The following is a 19,555-nucleotide window of genomic DNA, read 5'->3' as shown; positions in this document are numbered from 1 at the left end:
GATGCGCCCGGCAGCGGGCCCCGCGATCGACCCGGTGGTGACGGCCGTCATCGCCAGCCGCATCGACGGGATCGTGCGCGAGATGACGAACACCCTGCTGCGCGCGGCGCGTTCAGCCGTGATCAGCAGTGCCCGCGACTTCTCCTGCGGCATCTGCACGGGCGACAACCAATTGCTGGCGTGCGTGGAGGGGCTGCCGATCCACATCTTCGGCGTCCATGAGCAGGCGCGCGCCATGACGCTCGCCCACCCGACTCTGTCCGAGGGCGACGCCTTCCTCCACAACGATCCCTACACCGGCAACACCCACCCGGCTGACCATACCTTCCTGGTCCCGGTCTTCGTCGACGGCGAGCATCTGTTCACGACGGTTGCCAAGGCGCATCAAGCCGACATCGGCAACTCGATCCCGAGCACCTATCACGCTGGCGCCGCCGACGTGTATCAGGAGGGCGCACTGATCTTCCCGTCGGTTCGCATCCAGCGCGACTATCGGATGATCGAGGACGTGGTGCGCATGGCGCGCAGCCGGATCCGCGTTCCCGGCCAGTGGTACGGCGATTTCCTCGCTGGCTTGGGCGCCGCCCGCATCGGCGAACGGCGCCTGAAGGAACTCTGCGCAAAGTTCGGCACCGACACGATCAAGCGCTTCGTCGTGGACTGGCTGGACTATTCCGAGCAGCGCATGGCAACAGCCCTGCGCCGCCTGCCGGCGGCCCGACTGGTCAACAGCGGCAGGCACGACCCGTTCATGCCGATGCTGCCGGACGGCATCGCCCTTCACGTCGACATCGATATCGATCCGCAGGAAGCGCGGGTCACGGTCGACCTTCGCGACAACCCCGACAACGTCGAAGCCGGACTCAACCTCAGCGAAGCTTGCACGACATCGGCCGTCCTGACCGGCGTGTTCAACTCGCTCGATCCCGGCATCCCGAAGAACTCCGGTTCGTTCCGGCGCGTCGAGGTGCTGATGCGTACAGGATCGGTGGTCGGACGGCCGCGCTTTCCTCATTCCTGCTCTCTTGCCACCACCAACGTGGCCGACCGGCTGGTCAACTGCACGGGGGCGGCCTTCGCGCAACTGGGCGACTCGCATGGCATCGCCGAAGGCGGCCTCGGCATGGGCGTCGCCTTCGCGGTGATCTCCGGCAAGGACCATCGGGCCGGCGACGACGCCTACATCAACCAGCTGATCATCGCCAATAATGGCGGCCCTGCCAGCCCTCAGGCCGACGGGTGGCCGAACTACGGCCTCCCCGTCGACAGTGGTGTCGTCTTCCGCGACTCCGTCGAGATCGACGAGCTGAAGCATCCGATCGAATTCCGTCACCTGCGCCTGATACCGGGTTCCGGCGGGGCCGGGCGCTTCCGCGGCGCGCCTGGCGGCGACGTCGCCTTCGGTCCCAAGGAGCATCCAATCACCGTGATCTATCCCTGCGACGGCCAGCATGTCCCGCCGAGGGGCGTGCGCGGCGGCCAGGATGGTCAGCTTGCCGAGGGATGGCGCATCAGCGCCAACGGCCACACCGAGAAGCTCGACAACGTCGTGCAGATCGAGATCGCCAAGGGCGAGACCATCAGGGGGATCGACTGTTCTGGCGGCGGCTATGGCGATCCGCTGACGCGCGATCCGCGACGTGTTCTGCACGACGTGCTGGAGCGGTGGGAGACGAGTGATCGGGCCCGCACGATTTACGGCGTCGTCCTTACCGGCAGCATCGAGACGGAAACCCTTGCCGTCGATGGAGAGGCGACGCTGCGTCTGCGCAGGGAGCTGCAGGCGGCCCGCCCGTCTTAAAGCGCGATGACTTTTACTTCGGCCGTCGCCCTGACGCCCGCAGCATGGCAGCGCATGCGTCAGGGCGACGGCTTGATTCCATGAAAAGTCATCGCGCTGTAGTCACTCGGAAATGCACAGGCGTCCGGCACTGAACCGGACGCCTGTCACCGATGATCTCGATCTACTTCTTCAGGCGATAAAGCACATCGTTGGGCACGGCCTCGCTGATGCGCCACGAGTCCACCACCTTGCCCTTCTTGTCCCCGATCTCGACGACCATGTAGGGCGCGCGATCCTGGATGTGCAGCTTGCTGGTGAAGCTGCGCGGTCCGAGGACCGTCGGCTCGTCATGGGCATTGTTCATCACGGCCACGACCTTGGCCGCGTCGACCGTTCCCGCCTTCTCGACCGCCTTGGCCCAGACTTGCAGGATCGAGTAGATCGGGAACGCATACTGCGTCACCGGGGCTTCGTTAAACTTGGCCTTGTAACGCGCGATCAGCTCCGCGATCTCCGGCCGCGGGTCGTCGCCATAGATCGATGCCTGCACCGGAACGTAGAAATTCGACAGGTTCGGGACAGCATCGAGCCAGTAGGTGCCGTCCAAGGAACTGCCGTTGAAGATCGGCAGATCGATGCCGGCTGCGCGCAGCTGCCGTGTCGCCGATCCACCGCCCGGCAGATAGGTGCATAGCATCACCATATCGACCTTCTGCGACTGCATCGTGCTGCGCAGCCTGCTGATTTGCGAGGCGATCGAGGAGTCGCTGTTCTTGAACGTGTCGCGCCCGACGATCTTTCCGCCCTTGGCGGGGAACATCCAGTCGAAGCCGGCGCAGACGGACTTGTCATATTCGATGCTGTCGTCGAGCAGGACATAGGCCGTCTTCCAGCCCTTCTTCGCGTAGCCCCATTCGGCGCCGACCGCTCCCTGCACCTGGGCTGCGATCGAGGAGGTGAAGGAATAGGGTCCGATGCCGATGATCCCCGCCTTGGGGTCTTCGGCACAGAGGAAGATCGAAATCTTGCCGGCCTTCTGCGCCTGGAGCAGCGCCGGTGCACCATAATCGTAATCGCAGGTGCCGAAGACGACATCGGCTCCCTGGCGCAGCACTTCCTGCCCTGCCTTGGCGCCTTCCGCCCGATCGGACTTGGTATCGGCGAAGACCGCCTTGATCTTCCGGCCAAGCAGTCCGCCCTTGGCGTTGATGTCGTCGATGAACACCTGGGCCATCTTCGTGCTGTTGTCGTCGTACGCGGCCATCGGTCCCGACATCGCGACCGAGAAGCCGAACACGATGTCGTCGGCAGCTCGCGCTGGCAGCGAGAAGAGCGAGGAAAGCAGCAGACAGAGTCCTGCGGCGGTGAGCAAACGGGTCCGCATGTTCCGGAGCCTCCATTATGTGATCACATAAGAGCTGCGGACCTAGGGCGGTTCGCATTGCACATACACCAAGCAAATGTTGTTCCATCGACAAGGAAGCGAACCGGCCGCCCCTGTTGCACGCTTCTTGCTTGGCTCCGATCACCGCCACTGTGATCACGGGTGCCTTATGAACACACAGGCCGTACCCCGCACAATCTCTGCAGCACGACAACCGTCACGGGCGGGATCGTAATCCGTGTCCCTTCGTAGCCTGTCCGCGCCGCCCCCTCCTGGATTGAAGCCGGCAACGGCTGCCATGCTCACCGCCGAGGACGTCGTCGTACAGTTCGACGGCCTGACCGCGATTGGTAACGTCAGCCTGTCGATGGGGCGGCACGAGGTCTTCGGACTGATCGGCCCCAACGGTGCCGGAAAGACGACGCTGGTGAACTGCCTCACGGGTTTCCAGGTCCCCAGCAGCGGACGCATCCTGTTGGGAGGCGAAGAGACGGCAGGCTGGAAGTCGGAGCGCTTTCGCAAGGCCGGGATCGGGCGGACGTTCCAGGCCGGGCGTCTCTTCCGCGAGATGACGGTCGTCGAGAACGTCGAGGTCACCGGTGTAGGCCTGGGTCTGACACGGCGGCAGGCACGCGCCCAGGCAATGGACCTGCTGGAGTGGGTCGGCATTGCCGGCAAGGCGGAGACCGTGGCGGGAACCCTACCCTACACGGACGAGCGCCGGGTCGGCATGGCTCGTGCCCTGATGCTCGGGCCCGCCTTCGTGCTGCTCGACGAACCCGCCGCCGGCATGTCCGACGCCGAGTGCGACGACCTCATGCATCTGGTGGCCGCGATCCCCAGGATCTTCACCTGCGGCGTGCTGCTGATCGAACACAACATGCGGGTCGTGATGGGGGTGTGCGATCGCATCCACGTCCTGGACGGCGGCCGGACCATCGCCGAGGGCACACCTCAGGAAATTCAGCGGAATGAAACGGTGATCGCCGCCTACCTCGGCGGCGAGGCCTGATCGGCAGCGGCAAGGGAGCGAACAGATGCTCGAGGTGGACAACATCCACGTCAACTATGGTCGTCTCCAGGCGCTGCGAGGCGTCTCCCTTTCGGTCCGGGAGGGCGAGATCGTCTGCGTCGTCGGACCGAATGGCGCCGGCAAGTCGACAACCCTCGGCGCGATCGCCGGCGGTGTGACGCCCCACGCAGGCCGCATCACGTTGCGCGGCCAGAGCCTCGGTGGGCTTCCTCCCGAAGCGGTTGCGCGGCTGGGCGTATCGCTGGTCCCCGAGGGGCGCCATGTCTTCGGCTCGCTCACCGTTGCCGAGAATCTGCGCATCGGCACCTTCCAGCGGCGCGATCGGGCCGCCGTCGCCGCGGATTTCGAACGCATCCTCGAGCACTTCCCGCGGCTTCGCGAGCGTCTCCAGCAGCCGGCCGGACGGCTATCGGGCGGTGAACAGCAGATGCTCGTCATCGGCCGCGCCCTCATGACGCGCCCGAGGCTGGTGATGGTGGACGAGCCGTCGCTGGGACTGGCGCCCAAGATCGTTGATCAGGTCTATGACATCCTGATCAAGCTGCGCCACGCCGCGAACCTCACCTTGCTCATCAACGAACAATCTTCGGAGCGTGTGCTCAAATTCGCGGACCGCATCTATGTCATGCGTGGCGGCCGCATCCATCTGGAGGACCGGGCGGCAAACCTGCAGGACGGCAAGGCGATCATGCAGGCCTATTTCGGGTTCGCCGACGGCACTGGTGCACCGCCGCCCCTGTCTCCAGCACCGACCATGAAGAGGGCCGCCGAATGATCGGCTTCCTGCAGAATCTGATCGATGCCCTCAGCTTGGGCAGCCTGTATGCGCTTGCGGCACTCGGCATCGGGTTGCTGTTCGGCATCCTTAGGCTGACCAATTTCGCCCACGGCGACTTCATCTCGTTCGGCGCCTATGCGTTGATCGTTCCCTCGCTCGAAGTCACGGCCACCAAGTTCATCGGCAACTGGCCGTGGTATCTGACGCTGCCCGCCATTGCGGCGCTCGTCGTGCTTCTGGCCCTGTTGAGCGACTTCCTGGTGTTCCGCAAACTGCGCCAGGCCTCGGCCCCGACCCTGATGATCGCCTCGTTCGCCGTGGGCTATGTGATCCAGAACGTCATCCTCATGGTCTACGGCGCCCGCCCCAAGGCGATCGACGTATGGTCGAGCCTGCAGCAGCAGGTCGTGATTGGCGAGCTGCGCGTGCCCCAGCTGCAGCTGGTGACGATCGGCATCACGATCGTCCTGATGCTCGGACTGAGCCTGTTCCTGAACCGGACGTCCTATGGCGTGCAGATGCGGGCCGCCGCCGAGGATTTCCGCATGGCAAGGTATCTCGGCGTCAAGGCGAACTTCGTGATCGGCCTCGCCTTCGCGATCTCCGGGTTGCTGGCCGCCATGGTCTCGCTGCTGTTCGTCTCCCAGACTGGCACGCTCAGCTACGTGATGGGCGTGCCGTTGATGCTGTTCGCCTTCATCGCCACGGTCATCGGCGGCATGGGCAGCCTGATCGGAGCCGTGATCGGCGGCTTTGCCGTCGGCTTCGTGTCGGTGATGTGCCAGGCCTACCTGCCCGAGGAGCTCCGCTCCTTCCGCGATGCGTTCGTGTTCGCCATCGTGATCGCGGTGCTCATCTTCCGCCCCTCCGGCCTGATCCCGACCAAGGCGCTGGTCCAACGCGTATGAGGTTTCAGCAATGAACAGCCCGCTCGTTATGCGCCAGATACGCGAATGGTGGCCCGTGCTGTCCCTCGCGGCAATCGTGACGCTGGTCACGGCAATCGCCATCTGGATGGGCGGGGACGAAATCAAGGTGACCCTGACCGAAATGCTGATCCGCATGACGGTGGTGATCGCCACCTACCTGTTCATCGGCAACTCGGGCATCCTGTCGTTCGGCCATATCGGCTTCATGTGCATCGGCGCCTACGCCGCCGGCTGGGCCACGTGCAATCCGGCGTGGAAGCAGTTGATGCTGACCGGACTGCCGGCATTCCTGCAGGAGAACGAATATCCGTTCCTGCTCGCCGTCGGCGGCGGCGGCCTTCTGGCGGCCATCGTCGCGCTGATCTTCGGCGCCGCCGTCATCCGCCTGTCCGGTATCGCCGCCTCGATCGCCACCTTCGCCTTCCTCGCCATCGTCAACAGCGTCTACTCGAACTGGGACTCGGTCACCGCCGGCACGAGCTCGATCATCGGCATCCCGCAGGTGGTCGGCCCCTGGGAAGCGCTGGCCTTCGCCCTGGTGAGCATGGTGGTTGCCTACGTCTTTCAGCAGTCGCGATATGGATTGATGCTGAAGGCCTCACGCGACGACGAGGTGGCCGCCAAGGCATCCGCGATCGATATCGTGAAGGTCCGCCTGATCGCCTTTGTCGCCAGCGCGTTCCTGGTTGGGGTGGGCGGCGCTCTCTACGGGCACTTCCTGGGCGTGTTGACCGTCGACATCTTCTATATGGGCCTGACTTTCGTGACGCTGTCGATGCTGGTCGTCGGCGGGATCGGCAGCCTGTTCGGCGCCGTCTCCGGCGTGCTGATCGTCACACTGATCGTGCAGGTCCTGCGCGCGTTCGAAGCCGGCTTCAAAATCGGCGGCGCCACTGTCGCGCTTCCCCAGGGCTCACAGGAGATCGGCCTCGGCGTCATCATGGCGCTGATCCTGCTTTTCCGTCCCTCCGGGCTGACGAAAAGCCGCGAAGTGCCCTGGCCCTTCACGACGCGCGACGCGAGGCCGACGGCGGCCGAACAGGCTCAGCCAGCCGAATAGGCCGGATCGGCACGCAGTCGCGTCGTCGCCCCAGCATCGAGGCGGCCGGCCTCGTCGACGACCACCCTGTAGACGGAGGCGGCGCGATCCCGGCTTATCCAGCCCTCGCGGACATCGATCGCCACGCGCTCCGGATCGCGGTCGCTGGCGGGTCCATACCCACCCCCGCCTGTGGTCTCGGTCAGGATCCTCTCGCCATCCTGCAAGGTGACGACCCCGCAGGTCGGCACCTCGTGCATCTGCCCGGCTTGGTCGATCCGCACCTGCCGCGCCTGCGCACCGTCTCCACCGCCACGGACTCCGCGGGCGGCGTTCAGCGTGCCGTCGCTCACATAGGCGACGTCGAGACTGGCCCCGACCGGCCCGTAGACGACTCTGAGGCTCGACGCCCCGAGATGCCGGCCGGCTCCCTCGCGATCGACCAGGAACCGGCGCTCGTGAACGCGCAGCGGTTGGCGTAGCTCGTCGAGTTCGACGCTGTCGATGTAGCAAAGGCCTGCGTTTCCGACGTGGCAGATGGTCTGCCAGGCGTCGGCGGCAGGGGCGGCGGCGCCACCCGACAGGCCGAGGAAGAGTTGGTTGACGAAGGGTCGGTTGCTTCCGGGATGCACGCCCGACACCACTGCCGAAGAAGGCGGGATGATGCCGCCGCATTCCGCCAGCCCGGCGCCCTCGCTGATGTCGGCAATCGCGCACTGCACGGGATTGGCGACACGATCGGCAAGGTTCGTGGTGGCGACCGAGCAGCTGACCGGATGGCGGGGAATGCCGACAATGCAGCCTTCCCGCAGCAGGACCTTTATCCGCCGGTGCGCGCCGGCATTCTTGGGCACGCCGGGGTCGATGCTGTTGTAGACGCCGACCATGGCCGCCGTCCGTGCGCAGGCCTCCGACAGGTTCAGGCCGCAGGGGAGATTGTCGGGGTTGTCGCGCAGATCGACTTCTATGTTCGCGCCTTCGGTGTCGATCGTGACCGCAACCTTGATCTCGATGCCTTCCGCCGGCGTGCCCGGGACCGCATCGTGACGCGAGGTCCGCACCGCATGGCCGGGGCTCAACTTGCGGATCGCCTCGACCATTCGCTGCTCCGAATAGTCGAACCAGCGCTCGGTATGCCGGTGCAGCGCCTCCCAGCCGACATCGGCGGCCAGCGACAGCAGTTCGCGTTCGCCGACGCGGGCCGCGCCGACCATCGCAAGGTAGTCACCCCACCATTGCTCGGGCACACGGATCCGCATCTGGCACATGCGCACGACATCCTCGATATCCTGGAAGTCGCGCTGGATCTGCACCGCCGGGAAGATCAGGGCGCCTTCCTCGTAGACGTCCCGCGCCGCCCCCATGTAGGTGGTCGGAATGGAATTGCCGCAGTCGGCCTGATGCGCCTTCGCGAGCACGGTGAAATGGTGTGTGCCGGCATCGTCGATGACGGGAACCAGCAGCGTGTGGTCCGCCGGATGCGAGCAGCCGTGATAGGGCGAATTGTGCAGAAAGGCATCGCCGCGCCGGAGCACCGGATGGAAGCGCTGCATCGCGGCACACATCAGATCCGGCCCCGACAGGACATGGATCGGAAGGCTGTCGGCCGCGGCCAGGAGTCGGTTGTCGCGGGTGACGATACAGCAGGAGAAGTCGCGGGCGATGTTGAGCACGCCAGACCGGCCTGTCCGCAGAAGCGTGTTGGCCATCTTCTTGGCCACCCCCTGCAGGCGGTTGCTCAGGATGGCGAGGCTGACGCCGTCGGTCGGACGTTCGATCGCAAGCTGATCCATCACATGCTCCCCTTCACCAGGCGGTCCAGCCACCGTCGACGCACAGCACTTGACCATGCATTTTGCGCGCGCCGTCGCCAACCAGGAAGAGGACCGAACCGACCAGGTCGTCGACGGACAGGAAATCATCGCCCGACGGCGTGCGCTCGCGCATCCTGGCGCGCCAGCCATCGTCCTCCCGCAACGCCGCATTCATTGCGGTTGCGACATTGCCCGGCGCCAGGACATTGACGTTGATGTTGCGGCCGGCCAGTTCCAGCGCAAGCGCCCGACTGAGATTGGTGAGACCGCCCTTGCTTGCGCAGTAGGCCGCGGCATTGGGGAATCCCGCTTCCCCGGCGATCGAGCTCACATTGACGATCTTGCCGCCGCCCCGTCGCCCCATATGCGGCACGACGCTGCGGGCGAAGAAGAAGGCTCCCTTCAGGTTGAGGTCGAGCTGGGTATCCCAGATCTCCTCGGTGGTCTCCTCGATCGGCACCGGCCGGAAGATGCCGGCATTGTTCACCAGGATGTCGATGCCACCGAAATGCCGGCTGATCGCGTCGACGACGGCCTCGATCGAGGACACTTCGCTGCAATCGGCCTGGAAGGCGGCGGCAGTGCCTCCTGCAGACACAATGGCGCTCACAACGGCGGCGGCGCGTTCTGGATGGCTGCGATTGACGATCGCCACGGCGGCGCCACTTGCCGCCAGGCCGCGCGCGATGGCCGCACCAATCCCTTCCGAGCCCCCCGTCACGATGGCGATCCTGCCAGCCAGCCCCGTCATGACTTGCTCCCTATGTGATCACATCTGCTCATTTTGTGCCCATCTGCGCCGGCGCTGGGCGGCTGTTCGCCACCGAGAGCAACACGATACCCAGCACCATCAGGACGAGCGCCAGGATGGTCGTGGCCTGCACGGGTTCGAGGAAGATGATCCAGCCCCACCCCAGCCCGGCGACGATCGCGAGGTAGTTGAATTGCGCAAAGAAGGTCGGCCCCGCCATGCGGACGATCTCCAGGAACAACCACGTGAAACCGGCATAGATGAAGATCGAGAGACCGATCGCGATCTCCGCATCACCCACCCCGTGCGGCATCCAGGCGAGTTGGCCCGAGAGCGCCGCGAGCGGCAGCAGGCCTGCCGCGGCCCCCAGCAGGATCCCGGCGGCGAGGGCGACGGAGTCGGCGCTCGGCGGCTGGAACACCGCGGCGGAGACATTGGCGGTGGCATACAGGCAGGGGGCAATGAGGCACAGGGCGAACCAACCCAGCGCCTCCGACGACGGCAGCGCCGTGCTGCCGGGCGCCACCAGCACCAGGATGCCGGCAAATCCCAGGGCGACGCCACCGAGGCCCAGCCAGAGGAACGCCTGGAGGCGGAAGGCCACGGCCAGCAGGAACGTGATCGGGGGCGAAAGCGCCAGGACCAGGGTGACGAGCCCGGCCGGCAGGTGCGGCGCCACGAAGGTCAGGAGCGCCGCCGGCAAGCCGAGGCCGAGAACACCGACCAGCACATAGACCTTGAGCGCGTTCGCATTGCGCGGCACACGATGACCGCGCGCCAACGCAATGACCAGCAGCAGCAAACCCGACAGTCCGGTTTGCCAGAACGCATAGGCAAGAGGTGGAATGCCACCTTCGGCCGCCAGCTTGTTGAGGCAGAAAGTGGCCCCGAAGGAGACGGCGGCAAGGACGAGATAGGCGATCGGCAAGGCACGCATCGGTTCGGTTCCCCCGTCGCACGGCTCTTGCAACGGTCGAGCCAGGACGATGGTAAGCTGGCTTGCGATCGATGTGATCACAAAAGGGGCAAGGTATGCGGTTCGCAGTCGATACGGGGGGCACCTTCACGGATCTGGTGATCGAGGACGACGCTGGGCGGCTGCGCATGTTCAAGGCGCAGACGACGCCGCTCGATCCCATCGCGGGGGTGCTCGACAGCCTGCAGGTCGCCGCCGATGCGCTGGGCGAGCCGCGCGCCGACCTCCTCGCCCGCGGCAGCATGTTCATCCATGGCACGACACGGGCGATCAACGCCATCATCACCGGCAATACCGCCCGCACGGCCCTGCTGGTCACGCAGGGCCATCCGGATGTGCTGGTGCTGCGCGAGGGCGGCCGCAACGAAGTCTTCAACTTCGCCGTCCCCTTTCCGCAGCCCTATATTCCGCGGTCCCTGACCTTCGAGATTCCCGAACGGACCGGACCGGACAGAGCGGTCATCACCGCACTCGACGAGGCGGCCGTGATCGAAATCCTGCTGAAACTGCCGCCGATGAAAGTCGAGGCGATCGCCGTGTGCCTGCTGTGGTCGATCGTCAACCCGGAGCACGAACGGCGCATCGGCGCATTGATCGAGCAATACCTTCCCGGCATGCCCTTCACCCTTTCCCATGCTCTGAACCCCTGCCTCCGCGAGTATCGTCGGGCCTCTTCAGCGGCGATCGACGCGTCGCTGAAGCCGCTGATGAGCAGTTACATGCGTGATCTCGAGGCGCGGTTGCGCGAGGCCGGCTTCGGCGGCCGCGTCTTCGTGGTCACTTCCCAGGCCGGCGTCATCGACGCCGCGGAAGGCGCCGAGACGCCGATCCATCTCATCAACTCCGGCCCCGCAATGGCCCCCGTCGCCGGCCATCACTATGTCGGCACCGATACAAGCGCAGCGACGGCGGTGGTCGCCGATACCGGCGGCACCACCTATGACATCAGCCTGGTGCGCGACGGGCGTATCCCCTGGACCCGCGAGACCTGGATCGGCACGCCCTATGTCGGCCACATGACCGGCTTTCCGTCGGTCGATGTACGCTCGATCGGTGCCGGCGGCGGCTCGATCGCAGCCGTCGATCGCGGCGGACTGCTCACGGTCGGGCCGCGGAGCGCGGGCGCGATGCCCGGCCCCGCCTGCTACGGCAAGGGCGGTACGGACCCTACCGTCACCGACTGCGCGTTGGTGCTGGGGCATCTCGATCCGACACACTTCCTCGGCGGCGCGATCCGGCTCGATGCGAAGGCGGCCCATGCTGCGGTGGAAGGCGCCGTGGCGCGGCCACTCGGCCTTTCCGTCGAGCAGGCAGCGGCCTCGGTGATCGCCGTCGCGACCGAGAACATGGTGCAGGCGATCCTCGATATCACGGTCAACCAGGGCATCGATCCCGCGACCGCGGTTCTGATCGCAGGCGGCGGCGCCGCCGGCCTCAACTCCACCATGATCGGCCGCCGGCTGGGCAGCCGGGCGGTGCTGGTGCCGTCGCTGGGCGCGGCCTTGAGTGCCGCGGGCGCCTTGATGTCGGAGCTGACGCAGCTCTATCGGGCGACGCGATTCGTCACTACCGAGGCATTCGACTTCGCCGCCGCCAACGACGTGCTTGGGAATCTGGTGGAGCGTGGCCGGCAATTCATCGCGAGCGCGGGGCTGGGCGAAGGGCGCATCGAGTGCGCCGTCGAGGCCCGTTATGCCAATCAGGTATGGGAGATCGAAGTGCCCCTCGGCGTCGAGCGCTTCGAGGACCAGGCCGATATCGAGCGGTTCGTTGAGCTCTTCCATGCCACGCATGAGTCGGTGTTCGCCATCCGCGACCCGCAATCGCCCGTCGAGATCGTCGGTTGGACCGTGCGGGCCGCCTGCCGGTTGAGCGCGGCGTCGGGTTTCAGCCTTGCCGGAAGTCCCCGGAACGGCGGGCTGCCGGCAACGCGGCGGGCCTACTTCGGCCATGGCTTCGTCGACGCTTCCCTGTACGATTTCGGCACCCTCGTCGACGGGCAGTCAATCGCGGGTCCGGCAATCGTCGAATCCCCCTTCACGACGATCGTCGTCGATCCGGGGGCTACCGCGCGCAAGCTGGCCTCCGGCAGCCTGCTTATCGAACCAGGTCGATAGAGGAGCTCCCCGAATTGCCGATTGTGTGCGAATCCAGTAACAAGCGCCGTCATCCGCAGATTCGCCACCGATCATGATCGCCGCCAAGTCGCTTCGCCGTATCGATTCCGCCCGCAAGTCCTCCGCGGCGACCCTGACCCAGCGTGCGCATCATGAGCTTCGGGCGGCGCTGCTGAGAGGCGACTTCCTGCCCGGTACGGCCCTGACGCTGCGGGCCCTGGCGGAGCGTCTGGGCACCAGCGTCATGCCGGTCCGCGAAGCGGTGAGCCGGCTGGCGGCCGAGCAGGCCCTGGAACTGCAACCCAATCGCGCCATCGTCGTCCCCGAACTCGGGCGTCGCGAGATCGATGAACTGTGGCGGATCCGCTGGCTGATCGAGGGCGACGCCGCGGCACTGGCGGCCGAAGTCGCGACGCCCGAGGACATCGACAGCCTGGTCGAGGTTACCGCAGAGATGTGGCAGGCCGTCCGTGACGGCGATGCGCGCACCTTCGTCAAGGACACAGGCATATGGGCCATGCATCTGGCCAAAGCCAGTCATTCGAGCCCTTTCATGGGCTACATATCGAACGTACGGCTGCGCTGCGCACCGCATATCGCACAGGCCTTCGGTGGCCGCGTCTCGGCCGACGATCCGTTCTTCCGCTTCAGCCTTCAGCTCCAGGAGCAGATCACGGATGCCATCCGCGATCGCGACGGCGACCGCGCCCGCGATCTGCGGGCCGCCGATGTTCGCACCTTCCAGAGTTTCATCTACAAGCGGCTCGGCTGGGTCTGACGGCGCGGAGGCGGTTCGGTTCAGCCGCGCATCAGTTCGGCCGCAGCGTCATCGAGGGCTGCGCGCAGGCGGCGGAACAGCTCGTCGATCTCGGACTCCTGAATGATCAGAGGGGGCGCGATGACGGCGTTGTCCCCAGTGATGCGCACGATCAGCCCGTGATCGAGCATGACACGTCCGAGGATGCGGCCCACCGCGCCCATCATGGCAACGCCTCCGGCAGCCGAACCCGCGCCGATGCCGCCGATCCTGGCGGTCGTCAGCGTGAGGGCGCCGGCCAGGCCGAACGCCCGAACGGCTCCCACCAGAGGATGATCGGCCAGGGCATGGACATGGCGATGCAACGACGGAATGCGGGCCTGGACCTGCTCCAGCAGCCGGTCCTCCTTCACGATGCGCAGCATCTCGAGGGCCACGGCGGCGCCCACGGGATGACCCGATGCCGTCGTGGCATGGGCAAAGGTGCCGCGCTGCTCGCTTCCCCGCTCCAGCCAGTCGTACAGTTCGCCGCTAATGATGGTGGCCGAGACTGGGAAGTATCCGCTCGTCATTCCCTTGGCCAGACTCATCATGTCGGGCTTCAGGCCCAGCGGTTCGGCGGCGAACAGATGACCGGTGCGGCCATAACCGCAGATCACCTCGTCGTCGAGGTAAAGGATGCCATGACGGTCGAGCACCTCGCGCACGCCAGCGAAATATCCTGCCGGGGGAGGAAAGAAACCGCAGGAGAAACTGATCGGCTCCGCCACGAATCCGGCGACAGTCTCCGGCCCCGCTGCCTCGATCGTCTGCTCGAGCTCGGCGATGAGCCTGCCGACATACTGGGCTTCACTTTCTCCAGGCTCCGCCCCCGCCGGCCAGTTGGGCTGGCTGACGAACAGGAAGTCGTCCATCGGCAGGGCAAAGGCATCGTGAACGTCGCGTCCGCCGCCCAAGGCGGCAGAGGCGATCGTCCCGCCATGATAGCTGCCCCAGCGCGAGATGACCTTGCGTCGCTGCGGCTCGCCGCGCGCCACGTTGCGATAGCGCATGAACTTCAGCGCGAAATCCACTGCCTCTGACCCGGTGCAGTAGATGGCGACATGCGCGTCGGCGATCGGTACCAGCGGCTTCAGCTTCTCCGCAAGCTCCAAGGCGACGTCGACCGTGCGATGCATGCCGGTGGTGTAGAACGGCAACTGGCCCAGCTGCCGTCGGGCCGCTTCCACCAGCCTGGTGTCGCTGTAGCCGAGGGCGGCGCAGTAGAAAGAGGACGAGGCATCGAGGATTTCCCGCCCGTCCTCATCAGCGATGAAAACGCCACGCCCCTTTGTGATCACAAGAGGCCGTTCGCCGCGCGCGCGCCTGAGATTGCTGAAGCCGATCAGCAAAGACCCGGACCCGGCATTTGTCAGCGTATTTTCTACATCCATAACATACGCCCGCGATCGACGATGGGAGTGCCATCGTGTCGCCGGCATGCTGCATTGTCAATCACACAGAGCCTCATGTGATCACATCCGTCAGGAAATGACGACCGCGACGATCCCCGCTTCGAGCCCTTCCTCGCCTTCGCTCACCCTGACCTCGGTGACGGTGCCATCGATCCCGGCGACATGCGGCACTTCCGTCTTCATGACTTCCATGATGAAGAGGACATCCCCCGCCTTCACGGCGTCGCCCTTCTTCACCATCACCTTCCACATGTTCCCGGGAACCTGGGTCTCGATCCGTTCGCTCATGTCCTTCCTCTCGTTCCGTCGATGGGGCGCGAGTCCCTCATGCGAGACTGTCCATGCTGCAGATCGCATCCTGCCGACGCCGCAGGGCCTGGGCTTCCTCGACCGAAACCGCCTTGAAGCGATAGATGTCGCCGGGCCGCGATTGGCCGAGTTTCCAGAAGGCGGCCGACGGCACGGTGTAGGGATTGATGAAGCCGCCCATGCTGGGTCCGTCGCTGACCAGAATGATGGGAGTCTGTCCGGCGAGGTTGATGGCCCCGAGGGGATAGCCGTGGTCGATGATGTTGGACGGCTCCGAACCGTTTTCCGGCAACTTGTCGTAGGCCTTGGCGGTGAAGGTCCATTGCGGCCCGTCGAGCCTGAACCCCGTGCGATCGCTCTTGCCCGACAACTTCCAGTCGCTGCCCAGGAACCGCTCCTGCCCGGCCGCGTCGATCCAGTCGTCGTCGGGCCCTGGCACGACCTCGATCTCCCAGCGCTTGTCGGTCGAGAACACTGGCCTGCAGTCCGGTTTGACGCTTCGTCCGGGCGTCCCGGAGGTGTAGGCAACGGGGATGCGTGAATCCTTCTTCAGGGCACTGCCGTCCAATCCACCCACACCCGCTTTATGGAATGTCGACCGCGATCCCAGCCACGGCACGGTATCGATGCCACCGGCAATGGCGATGTAGGCTCGCGTCCCAGCCTTCGCCGGCCCCATCTTCAGGACCTGCCCCGCTGTCACCGCAACGCTCTGCCACAGCAGGACTGGCGTGCCGTCGAGCGTCGCCGCCATATCGGCGCCGGTGATGGCGATCACGGTCGCCTCGCCGAAGCGCAATGTCGGCCCGATATACTGACACTCGAGCCCGGCGGCACCGACGGGATTGCCGACCAGCAGGTTGGCGAGGCGGAACGACCAGGCATCGAACGGCCCGGAAGGCGGAAATCCCTGGTTCCAGAAGCCAATGCGGCCCGGATAATCCTGTACCGACGTTTCGAGGCCCGGCGTGATCACATCGATCATGAGGCGCTCCTAAAGCCGCTTGCCGGCGTCGATCGTCACCAGCCACTCGTTGTACTGGCGCACGGAGAATTTCTGATAGCCGACGACGTTGTAGGTATAGGTGCCGGCGGAAACCTCGGCCTCGATCTCGTTGAACTCCTCGACCGAGCAAGGCACGAACTTGATGCGATCGCCGGGCCTGAACAGGCAGATCGAGTTCTCGAATTCGGGGAACCGTCTCTTGGTGTCCCAGATCGGCACCGGAGTGCGCGCGAAGATCTGGTAGCCGCCCGGCGTCGCCACCGGGTAGATCGCCGATGCCGCGCCGCCCATGCCAATCGTACCCTGCGGCGTCCAGGTGCGCGGCGGATTGTACTTCGGTGCCGTCAGCCGCGAGCGCGGATCGAGGGGCATCAGGAACGGCAGGCCGGGCCAGAAACCCAGCGAGGCAACCCAGTATTCGCTGCCCGAATGGACCCGGACCAGCTGGGCCGGACCGCTCAGCCCGTTGATCTCGGCAACGTACTCGGCATCCCATTTCTTGGGCGTGATCTTGGCCGAATAGTCCTCGACGCAGGCCTTGGTCCAGGGATCGAGATAGCAGGTCGGAAAGTAGAATAGTCGGCTGGGCAGCTCGATGTCGTCCGACGGACCGAGCGCTGCGATCAGCGAGGCCATCTCCCGTTTCAGATCGGCGAAGCCGATCAGGTCGGGATCGTAGTGCACCAGCAGCGACGCGAAGCAGGGAGCGGTCTCGACCACCGCCTTCATGCCGGCCTGGGCAATCGCGTCGGCCAGTCCGTTCGCGGTGAAGTTCAGCGCCAGGTTCAGCTCGTCGCCCAGTTCGATCAGCAGATAACGGTCGCCGCCCGGCTTGAAGACGGGTTTGTCGTAGATCACGTGTGCTTCCCCGCTTGTTTGCGCTCTATGTGACGGCGCGCCTAGTCCGCGGCCTTGGCCGGCTGCAACGCCTCGAACACCGCCTTGGCGACTGCCAGCGATCCCGGCGTATCGGAATGAACGCAGACCGACTGAGCGCGCACCGGCACGTCGTGCCCGTCGAGCGCCGTCACCTTGCCTTCGTGGAGCGCCCGCAGGACCCGGCGTGCCGCGTCCTGCGGGTCCACCGCCGCATGTTCACGGGTGATGACCAGGAATCCGTCCGGGCCATAATCCAGATCCGCATAGAATTCGCCGACGAAGGGCAGTCCGCGCGCAGGATAGACGGCCTCGTGCTGCGTGCCGCTCATGCCGTAGAGGGGCACGCCGAAGACGGCAGCCGCATCGGCTATGGCAGCCGCGACGGCTGCATCCTTGGCGGCCATGCCGTACAGCGATCCGTGCGGCTTGATGTGATTGAGTGCAAGGCCTTCGGCATCGAGGAAGCCCTTAAGCGCCCCCACCTGGTAGATCACCGTGTTCGTGATCTCTTCCGGTCGCATCTTCATCTCGCGTCGACCGAAGCCCTCGCGGTCCGGCAGTGACGGATGGGCGCCGACCTTGACACCGAAGCGCTTGGCCATCGCCACGGTCTGACGCATGACCATGGGATCCGCCGCATGAAAACCACAGGCGACATTGGCAACGGTAATGAAGGGCATGATGCCTTCGTCGTCGCCCATTTTGTAGAGGCTGAACGCCTCACCCATGTCGCAATTGATGTCCCACGTCATGGCGACCTCGCACGTCGACAAAGATCGTCGAAGATAGCAGGCCGATACGATGCAAGATCAAGGCCATTGCCGCCTCGTGACGCCGCTGCATGCAGCTGGCACGACGGTTGCTGGATTTCCGCCATGGCGAAAAAAATCGTTCTCATCACAGGCGGCGGCATCGGCATCGGACGGGCAACCGCAATGGCGTTCGCCGATGCCGATCACCACGTCGTCGTCACCGACGTGTTGGACTCGGAAGGCCAGGCGGTTGTCGAGGCGATCCGTGCCAGGGGCGGCGCCGCGGACTTCCGCCACCTCGACGTCACCGACGCGGCCCAGGCCACAACCGTCGTGGCGGAGACCGAGGCACGTCTCGGCCGTATCGATGTCGTCGTCGCCAATGCCGGCATCGCCCATCGCGTCCCGCTCCCCGCCCTGACGGACGAAGCTTGGGATCACACGTTCAACGTCGACCTCAAGGGAATCTTCCACGTCGTGAGACCGGCGCTATCCGGAATGTGCGCCCGCCGATCCGGCGCCATCGTGGCGCTCTCCTCGATCATGGGCGTGGCCTATGGTTGGGACGAGCACGTGCATTATTCGGCGGCAAAGGCCGGTGTTGTCGGGCTCGTCCGCGGTCTCGCCGTCGAACTGGCGCGCAGCGGTGTTCGGGTCAACGCCGTGGCACCTGGCTACATCCGGACGGCGCAACTTCTGTCGAAAGAACATTCGCTGGGGCCGGAGGGTGCGGAGGCCGCCGCTTCCTTCATCCCGATGGGCCGACTGGGCGAACCGGAAGATATCGCCGATGTCATCGTCTTCCTCGCCTCGACCAAGGCCCGTTACATGACGGGACAGACGGTTGTCGTCGACGGCGGTCTGCTGGTGGGCCGGTATTGAGCAGACCCCCTCCAGGCAGACGGCGCAGCAGATGCCCAGGACGGCCATCGTCGTCCACTCAGATCATATAGTCGCCGCCATTCATGTTGACCGTGCTGCCGATGAAGTAGGAGCCCTGCTCTGAAGCGAGCAGAACAAAGGCAGGGGCCACTTCCTCGACCCGACCGAAGCGGCCGATGGGCAGTTCGGCGCGCTTCTTGTCGAGCCAGGCCTGCGGTAGCGCCTGCAATAATGGCGTATCGATCGGCCCAGGGCAGACCGCATTCACGGTGACGCCGCTGGCGGCGACCTCATAGGCCAGGGCGCGCGTGAACCCAATGACGCCGGCCTTGGCAGCACAGTAGTGGACCATGTCGGCCGCGCCCTTGTGCCCGAGCTGCGAGGCGGTGTTGATAATCCGGCCCCACTTTCTGGCGATCATGCCCGGCAGCACCTCCCGCGTCGTCAGGAAGACGCTGCGCAGGTTGACGGCCATCATCTCGTCCCACATCTGCGTCGGCATATCGACCAGGCGGCTGGTGGTGTCGATGCCGGCATTGTTGACCAGGATATCCGGCTCGCCGAGCTGCTCCCGGATCTTCCTGAAAGCCGACTGGACCGAGGCCTCGTCGCGCAGGTCCACCGCAATGGGAAGGACCTCATGCCCGCCTCGCGCGAGTTCTTCCTGTATGGGGGCCAGCAGTTCGACTGACCGGTCGACGAGCGCAAGGCGCCCTCCCTGCTCCGCATAGGCGCGGGCCACGGCACTGCCGATACCTCCAGCCGCGCCGGTAATCACGGCAATGCGGTTACGAAGTGCACCTTGCGGCTTTGTCATACATCCACTCCAATTTCGGTATCCAGGCAGCAGGAACGGAAAAGTTCATTCGAGGACCGGCCCGCCCGGCGCATTCGGACACTGGGGACGGGCGG

General features: G+C 65.4%; 18 protein-coding genes. 8 read left to right on the top strand and 10 right to left on the bottom strand.

Going from position 1 to position 19,555, the window contains the following annotated elements; genetic code table 11:
- The first annotated feature begins 1 nt into the window (after nt 1).
- Nucleotides 2-1,801, top strand: a complete 1,800-nt coding sequence (locus B5D62_RS00415; RefSeq protein WP_085931861.1) for a hydantoinase B/oxoprolinase family protein — start codon at nt 2-4, stop codon at nt 1,799-1,801.
- Nucleotides 1,802-1,964: 163 nt separating this feature from the next.
- On the opposite strand, the gene B5D62_RS00410 is transcribed toward B5D62_RS00415, so the two are convergent.
- Nucleotides 1,965-3,167, bottom strand: a complete 1,203-nt coding sequence (locus tag B5D62_RS00410; RefSeq protein ID WP_085931860.1) for an ABC transporter substrate-binding protein — start codon at nt 3,165-3,167, stop codon at nt 1,965-1,967.
- Between the two features lie 298 nt (nt 3,168-3,465).
- On the opposite strand from B5D62_RS00410, the gene B5D62_RS00405 reads away from it, so the two are divergent.
- The 4 genes from B5D62_RS00405 to B5D62_RS00390 are packed head-to-tail and all read left to right on the top strand — an operon-like array spanning nt 3,466 to nt 6,967.
- Nucleotides 3,466-4,179, top strand: coding sequence for an ABC transporter ATP-binding protein (locus tag B5D62_RS00405; RefSeq protein ID WP_085931859.1), 714 nt, complete (start codon nt 3,466-3,468; stop codon nt 4,177-4,179).
- 25 nt (nt 4,180-4,204) lie between these two features.
- Nucleotides 4,205-4,975, top strand: a complete 771-nt coding sequence (locus B5D62_RS00400) for an ABC transporter ATP-binding protein (RefSeq protein ID WP_085931858.1) — start codon at nt 4,205-4,207, stop codon at nt 4,973-4,975.
- On the top strand, nt 4,972-5,886 hold the full coding sequence (locus B5D62_RS00395; RefSeq protein WP_085931857.1) for a branched-chain amino acid ABC transporter permease: 915 nt from the start codon (nt 4,972-4,974) through the stop codon (nt 5,884-5,886). Before B5D62_RS00400 ends, B5D62_RS00395 begins: the two co-directional genes overlap by 4 nt.
- Before the next feature lie 10 nt (nt 5,887-5,896).
- The gene (locus tag B5D62_RS00390; protein WP_085931856.1) at nt 5,897-6,967 is read left to right on the top strand and encodes a branched-chain amino acid ABC transporter permease; all 1,071 of its coding nucleotides are present in this window, start codon (nt 5,897-5,899) and stop codon (nt 6,965-6,967) included.
- Here B5D62_RS00390 and B5D62_RS00385 read toward each other — a convergent pair.
- The 3 genes from B5D62_RS00385 to B5D62_RS00375 are packed head-to-tail and all read right to left on the bottom strand — an operon-like array spanning nt 6,952 to nt 10,448.
- A complete protein-coding gene (locus tag B5D62_RS00385) occupies nt 6,952-8,739 on the bottom strand; it encodes a hydantoinase B/oxoprolinase family protein (RefSeq protein WP_085931855.1) in 1,788 nt (595 codons plus the stop codon). The two genes, B5D62_RS00390 and B5D62_RS00385, sit on opposite strands and share 16 nt — an antisense overlap.
- 13 nt (nt 8,740-8,752) lie before the next feature.
- Nucleotides 8,753-9,511 (bottom strand): SDR family NAD(P)-dependent oxidoreductase, encoded by a 759-nt coding sequence (locus B5D62_RS00380; RefSeq protein WP_085931854.1) that lies wholly within the window; start codon nt 9,509-9,511, stop codon nt 8,753-8,755.
- A 28-nt stretch (nt 9,512-9,539) separates the two neighbouring features.
- Complete coding sequence (locus tag B5D62_RS00375) at nt 9,540-10,448, bottom strand: DMT family transporter (protein ID WP_085931853.1); 909 nt, start codon at nt 10,446-10,448, stop codon at nt 9,540-9,542.
- Between the two features lie 95 nt (nt 10,449-10,543).
- Here B5D62_RS00375 and B5D62_RS00370 point away from each other — a divergent pair, with 95 nt between their 5' ends.
- Both B5D62_RS00370 and B5D62_RS00365 read left to right on the top strand, forming a co-directional pair.
- The gene (locus B5D62_RS00370) at nt 10,544-12,604 is read left to right on the top strand and encodes a hydantoinase/oxoprolinase family protein (RefSeq protein WP_085931852.1); all 2,061 of its coding nucleotides are present in this window, start codon (nt 10,544-10,546) and stop codon (nt 12,602-12,604) included.
- Nucleotides 12,605-12,677: 73 nt separating this feature from the next.
- Nucleotides 12,678-13,382, top strand: a complete 705-nt coding sequence (locus tag B5D62_RS00365; protein WP_085931851.1) for a GntR family transcriptional regulator — start codon at nt 12,678-12,680, stop codon at nt 13,380-13,382.
- 20 nt (nt 13,383-13,402) lie between these two features.
- Here the strand turns inward: B5D62_RS00365 and B5D62_RS00360 are convergent, their stop codons facing one another.
- The 5 genes from B5D62_RS00360 to pxpA all read right to left on the bottom strand — a co-directional run bounded on the left by B5D62_RS00360 (nt 13,403) and on the right by pxpA (nt 17,761).
- On the bottom strand, nt 13,403-14,794 hold the full coding sequence (locus B5D62_RS00360) for an aminotransferase family protein (RefSeq protein ID WP_170920717.1): 1,392 nt from the start codon (nt 14,792-14,794) through the stop codon (nt 13,403-13,405).
- 90 nt (nt 14,795-14,884) lie between these two features.
- Nucleotides 14,885-15,103, bottom strand: a complete 219-nt coding sequence (locus B5D62_RS00355) for a biotin/lipoyl-containing protein (protein WP_085931849.1) — start codon at nt 15,101-15,103, stop codon at nt 14,885-14,887.
- Nucleotides 15,104-15,140: 37 nt separating this feature from the next.
- Nucleotides 15,141-16,109 carry a 5-oxoprolinase subunit C family protein gene (locus B5D62_RS00350; RefSeq protein WP_085931848.1) on the bottom strand — a complete coding sequence of 323 codons (969 nt, stop codon included), beginning with the start codon at nt 16,107-16,109 and terminating at the stop codon, nt 15,141-15,143.
- Between the two features lie 9 nt (nt 16,110-16,118).
- Nucleotides 16,119-16,988 (bottom strand): 5-oxoprolinase subunit B family protein, encoded by an 870-nt coding sequence (locus B5D62_RS00345; RefSeq protein WP_085931847.1) that lies wholly within the window; start codon nt 16,986-16,988, stop codon nt 16,119-16,121.
- A 41-nt stretch (nt 16,989-17,029) separates the two neighbouring features.
- On the bottom strand, nt 17,030-17,761 hold the full coding sequence (gene pxpA / locus B5D62_RS00340; protein WP_085931846.1) for a 5-oxoprolinase subunit PxpA: 732 nt from the start codon (nt 17,759-17,761) through the stop codon (nt 17,030-17,032).
- Between the two features lie 123 nt (nt 17,762-17,884).
- Between pxpA and B5D62_RS00335 the strand changes: the two genes are divergently transcribed.
- Nucleotides 17,885-18,643, top strand: coding sequence for an SDR family NAD(P)-dependent oxidoreductase (locus tag B5D62_RS00335; protein ID WP_085931845.1), 759 nt, complete (start codon nt 17,885-17,887; stop codon nt 18,641-18,643).
- 58 nt (nt 18,644-18,701) lie between these two features.
- On the opposite strand, the gene B5D62_RS00330 is transcribed toward B5D62_RS00335, so the two are convergent.
- Nucleotides 18,702-19,460, bottom strand: a complete 759-nt coding sequence (locus B5D62_RS00330) for an SDR family NAD(P)-dependent oxidoreductase (protein ID WP_085931844.1) — start codon at nt 19,458-19,460, stop codon at nt 18,702-18,704.
- Nucleotides 19,461-19,555 lie beyond the last annotated feature (95 nt).

It is taken from the genome of Enhydrobacter aerosaccus (assembly GCF_900167455.1).
In the GTDB taxonomy this organism is placed as follows: domain Bacteria; phylum Pseudomonadota; class Alphaproteobacteria; order Reyranellales; family Reyranellaceae; genus Reyranella; species Reyranella aerosaccus.
The sequence above is the reverse complement of the archived record's forward strand: the minus strand, read 5'-3'. Positions and strand labels throughout refer to the sequence as shown.

What these genes read in the sequence shown, in the direction of transcription:
- B5D62_RS00365 (WP_085931851.1), top strand. Translation starts at nt 12,678, where the DNA reads ATGATCGCCGCCAAGTCGCTTCGCCGTATCGATTCCGCCCGCAAGTCC.
- pxpA (WP_085931846.1), bottom strand. Translation starts at nt 17,761, where the DNA reads ATGACGTGGGACATCAATTGCGACATGGGTGAGGCGTTCAGCCTCTAC.
- B5D62_RS00360 (WP_170920717.1), bottom strand. Translation starts at nt 14,794, where the DNA reads ATGGATGTAGAAAATACGCTGACAAATGCCGGGTCCGGGTCTTTGCTG.
- B5D62_RS00385 (WP_085931855.1), bottom strand. Translation starts at nt 8,739, where the DNA reads ATGGATCAGCTTGCGATCGAACGTCCGACCGACGGCGTCAGCCTCGCC.
- B5D62_RS00330 (WP_085931844.1), bottom strand. Translation starts at nt 19,460, where the DNA reads ATGACAAAGCCGCAAGGTGCACTTCGTAACCGCATTGCCGTGATTACC.
- B5D62_RS00410 (WP_085931860.1), bottom strand. Translation starts at nt 3,167, where the DNA reads ATGCGGACCCGTTTGCTCACCGCCGCAGGACTCTGTCTGCTGCTTTCC.
- B5D62_RS00395 (WP_085931857.1), top strand. Translation starts at nt 4,972, where the DNA reads ATGATCGGCTTCCTGCAGAATCTGATCGATGCCCTCAGCTTGGGCAGC.
- B5D62_RS00350 (WP_085931848.1), bottom strand. Translation starts at nt 16,109, where the DNA reads ATGATCGATGTGATCACGCCGGGCCTCGAAACGTCGGTACAGGATTAT.
- B5D62_RS00400 (WP_085931858.1), top strand. Translation starts at nt 4,205, where the DNA reads ATGCTCGAGGTGGACAACATCCACGTCAACTATGGTCGTCTCCAGGCG.
- B5D62_RS00335 (WP_085931845.1), top strand. Translation starts at nt 17,885, where the DNA reads ATGGCGAAAAAAATCGTTCTCATCACAGGCGGCGGCATCGGCATCGGA.
- B5D62_RS00355 (WP_085931849.1), bottom strand. Translation starts at nt 15,103, where the DNA reads ATGAGCGAACGGATCGAGACCCAGGTTCCCGGGAACATGTGGAAGGTG.
- B5D62_RS00390 (WP_085931856.1), top strand. Translation starts at nt 5,897, where the DNA reads ATGAACAGCCCGCTCGTTATGCGCCAGATACGCGAATGGTGGCCCGTG.
- B5D62_RS00380 (WP_085931854.1), bottom strand. Translation starts at nt 9,511, where the DNA reads ATGACGGGGCTGGCTGGCAGGATCGCCATCGTGACGGGGGGCTCGGAA.
- B5D62_RS00370 (WP_085931852.1), top strand. Translation starts at nt 10,544, where the DNA reads ATGCGGTTCGCAGTCGATACGGGGGGCACCTTCACGGATCTGGTGATC.
- B5D62_RS00375 (WP_085931853.1), bottom strand. Translation starts at nt 10,448, where the DNA reads ATGCGTGCCTTGCCGATCGCCTATCTCGTCCTTGCCGCCGTCTCCTTC.
- B5D62_RS00415 (WP_085931861.1), top strand. Translation starts at nt 2, where the DNA reads ATGCGCCCGGCAGCGGGCCCCGCGATCGACCCGGTGGTGACGGCCGTC.
- B5D62_RS00405 (WP_085931859.1), top strand. Translation starts at nt 3,466, where the DNA reads ATGCTCACCGCCGAGGACGTCGTCGTACAGTTCGACGGCCTGACCGCG.